This window comes from Shewanella sp. 11B5, from assembly GCF_002836795.1.
Lineage (GTDB): Bacteria > Pseudomonadota > Gammaproteobacteria > Enterobacterales > Shewanellaceae > Shewanella > Shewanella frigidimarina.
Genome location: NZ_PJAP01000649.1, coordinates 1 through 3591 on the forward strand (window position 1 = coordinate 1; position 3591 = coordinate 3591).

3 protein-coding genes and 1 pseudogene are annotated in these 3591 nt (G+C 38.5%); 1 reads left to right on the forward strand and 3 read right to left on the reverse strand.

What is annotated here, in order from left to right:
* Window positions 1–297, forward strand: a pseudogene (locus tag CXF78_RS14845) (hypothetical protein); the annotation flags it as partial.
* Between the two features lie 110 nt (window positions 298–407).
* Here CXF78_RS14845 and CXF78_RS14850 read toward each other — a convergent pair.
* From CXF78_RS14850 to fre, 3 genes are all read right to left on the reverse strand, one after another.
* On the reverse strand, window positions 408–986 hold the full coding sequence (locus tag CXF78_RS14850) for a nucleoside triphosphate pyrophosphohydrolase family protein (protein WP_102037238.1): 579 nt from the start codon (window positions 984–986) through the stop codon (window positions 408–410).
* A gap of 100 nt (window positions 987–1086) precedes the next feature.
* Window positions 1087–2628 carry a methyl-accepting chemotaxis protein gene (locus CXF78_RS14855; protein ID WP_102037239.1) on the reverse strand — a complete coding sequence of 514 codons (1542 nt, stop codon included), beginning with the start codon at window positions 2626–2628 and terminating at the stop codon, window positions 1087–1089.
* A 220-nt stretch (window positions 2629–2848) separates the two neighbouring features.
* Complete coding sequence (gene fre, locus CXF78_RS14860; RefSeq protein ID WP_102037240.1) at window positions 2849–3547, reverse strand: NAD(P)H-flavin reductase; 699 nt, start codon at window positions 3545–3547, stop codon at window positions 2849–2851.
* Window positions 3548–3591: the final 44 nt, after the last annotated feature.

A 3591-nucleotide genomic window follows, 5' to 3' on the forward strand; every position in this document is an offset into this window, starting at 1 on the left:
TTAATCAGAGATAACTTAGTGATCAATAATTCATTATGGGGATTTATGGTAGTGAACATTGCCGATATTGCCAGTGTCGCTGATCAACAATCAACTGAATTAAATAAAGATGAGCCAGAAACCATTATTATTGGCCGTGGGCAGAGTAATGTCACTATTACCTTAAACCGTCCGGTCATTTATCATGGTGGTATGGGTCAATTGCCCGAACCGATGAAAACAGTGCATTTGAGTGTAAATGATCCGCAGCGATTAATTCAGGCGCTGAACAAAAGCAAAGTTTCGGCGGCTGCATAACTGAAAAATTCTATAAAAAAAATGCGCTGATAAAAGCGCATTTTTTATGGGTAAACTAGCACTACCAAGTGTACCTCAGTCGCTAATTTGTCGATTAATCTCGCACTAACTTAATCTCGTACTAACTTAGTTAAGTCTGCAGGGCGATAATAAACTGATTTTAATACTTTGCCTTGGCGTACTACTTTTCCTGCCATATCGACATCTTTAGCGCACTTAGCAATAATAAACTCGCCTTTAGTGCTACCGACAATCTCAACACCTTGCTTGGCGTAAAAGGCGATGGTTTCATCTAATTCCTGCTGGTTACGGCATACTTTACTCATGTTGCTCGAGTGCACTTCATCCCAGCATTGGATAAAGTCTATTTCGCGGTTTTTAGCCACGTTAAGCAATAAATCGATAATATAGCTGATCTCTAGACGATCGATTACCTGAGACGCACCTATGTGCACTAAACGGCCCATTAAAACGTAAACTGAGTCAACAATCGCATCAGCTTGTTCCATGCGAGAGTCAGCTTCTGCAAGCTCGGTCATTTCTTCAATAATTAATGAGGTGTGTAAAGTGTCTGCTTTATCGTCTAGGCTAGCACTGTCGTTAACCGGTAAATCAAAAGTACTGCGAAACTCAAAAATATCGCGATATAAATGGTCATAGATAGGCTGGGTGAGTTGACTGAGTTTCATTGGAGTACCTTACGTAATAAATGTGTGCTAATTTTAAAGAAATGATCAACATAATACAAAAAATTGCCTACTGTTTGTTGGCAGTAGGCAACGATTTTTTCTAAACACCAAAGGTATGACGTAATTCTTTAGCTTTGTCTGCGTGAGTTTTGATATTTAATGCCGCTATTTCAATAATATTTAAGCTAGCAAGGTTACTACGGCTTAATTCTGTGATGGTATGGATACTATGAGTCATTTCTGCTGTGACCAATTTTTGTTGTTCTGCCGCAACAGTATTTTGTTGGGTAAATTGGTTTATTTCATTAATACTTTGGTAGATATCTTCGAATTTTGTCGAGGAAAATCCTATCTCTTTGGCGCATGCTTCAGCCTGAAGCTTACTGGCTTGCATTTGTTCGGTCCACTTACTGAGCATTGTATGCATGGATTGAACGCTTGTAGATATTAATTCTGTTGAGAGTTGTGTTCTACTTGATAGGTTTCTCACTTCATCCGCTACTACGGCAAATCCACGACCTTGTTCACCAGCCCGAGCCGCCTCAATGGCTGCATTTAATGCGAGTAAATTTGTTTGCTCTGCAATGCTTTGAATTTCTTGCATAGCATTAGACACATTTTCTGCTTCTTTATTTAACAAGTGTACATTGGCTGCTGCAGCTGAAACTGATGTGGCTAAATGCTCAATGCTATGGCGATTAGCTTGCATTTCAGTTCTGCTTTCAAGACATACATGTTGTGCTTGGTTAACATGATTTGATGTCGATGTAGCATGTTGGGCTATCTCTGCAACCGTGGTATTCATCGCTTCAATTGCTATAGCGATTTCATCTATTTGATTTTTTTGTTGTTCAATGCTGTGATTAGCTTCTTGTGCAGAGTAAACGAGTTCATTTGCGATATGGTGTAAGTTGTTACCTTGATCTTGTGATCGACCCAGAACGCCTTGCATCTTTGCTTGATTTAGAATTTGTTGAAACTCGAGTACTGAAATATTGTCATTACCACAATAGACCAATCGACTGACTGAATCATACTGTTGTTGGTATTGATTAATTTTATTCGGCAATGAAAAGAGTTCTTTGGTGAATAATATAGTGTTAATTAGCGCTAAAAACACGATAACTGCCGCCATAGTCCAGTTAAAAAACAGACCACACCCAATGCTAGCAACCATCGTTATGATTGTGCCTAACCATCGTTTATGTTGGCTAGTCATTACATCGCTAGCTGTTTTTCCTTGCTTTATTTGGCTATAGAGTTTTTGTGCATTATTAATATATTCTGGTTTTGCCTTAATACGTACCGATTGGTATCCAGTAATTTGGCCTTTTTCATATAATGGAGAAACAAAAGCATCGACCCAATAGTAGCTACCATCTTTACAGCGATTTTTTACAATCCCACGCCATGATTCACCAGCTTTGAGCTTATCCCATAATTCTTTAAAGGCCTCTGAAGGCATGTCGGGATGTCGAACAATATTGTGATTATGAGTGATGAGTTCTTGTTCACTGAAGCCTGATATTTTAATGAATGACTCATTGGCATAAGTAATAATGCCACGTTTATCTGTAATCGATACTAGCTCGTCATTGATATTAAGACTGACTTCCCTATCTATTACATCCTTGTGTCTCATATTTATCTTCCATTAATGTTAATTTTTAAAGAGAACGTTATTTTGTTAGTCTCCTCACAATTATAAAGGTTATTAAGGTGTAGGTCATACTAATAAATAGGTATTGTCATATCTCGATACAAATTAACTGTTTAATTTGACAATAAAAAACCGACAATGATGTCGGTTTTTATGTGGCCATCAATTTAAGTTTGCATAAATACTCAAATTGAAATGTATATTATTTGATAAATGCGAAGGCATCACCGTATAAATGAGCTTCTTCAATGCCAAGCTCACGGAACAATTCTCGTGCAGTGCCAACCATATCAAAACGGCCAGCAATGTAGATATCGTAGCCATTCAAACTGACAAAATCCTGCTTAATTTGTTCGAGTAGATTAGCTTTTTTACCTTCCCAATTACCGTCAGCAAGTTCTACTACTGGAATAAACTCTAACCAAGAATGATCGGCATGCCATTGACGAGCGATGTCTTGATAGTACATGGCTTCTTCGTTACGGCAACCCCAATACAGTTTAGTATTAATGGTTTCGCCGTTAGCAATTTGTGCTTCAACGATACTTTTTATGTATGAGAAACCCGTGCCGCCTGCAATTAAAATACGCGGTCTGTGGCTATCGCTGCGTAAAAATGCGTCGCCAGCGGGTGCTTCAATATCAATATGTGTCGCTGTTTGTAGGCGTTCAACAACTTGCATTGGATAACTTTCGCTAACCGCGGCACCAATATGCAATTCAATTAACGCTGCATTAGGCGCGGAAGCGATAGAAAAAGGACGTTTGTCTTTTTCACCCATGACCACAGTTAGGTATTGACCAGCCTTAAAATCAAAGGCAGCTTCGGGTTTAAGGAACACTTGGTATACAGCGTCATTAAACGGGGTGACTTTTTCAATCTGACAACGAATGGTTTTCATCTAACGTCCTTTAAACCCTTTTATAATTTTTTATCAACGAGTTA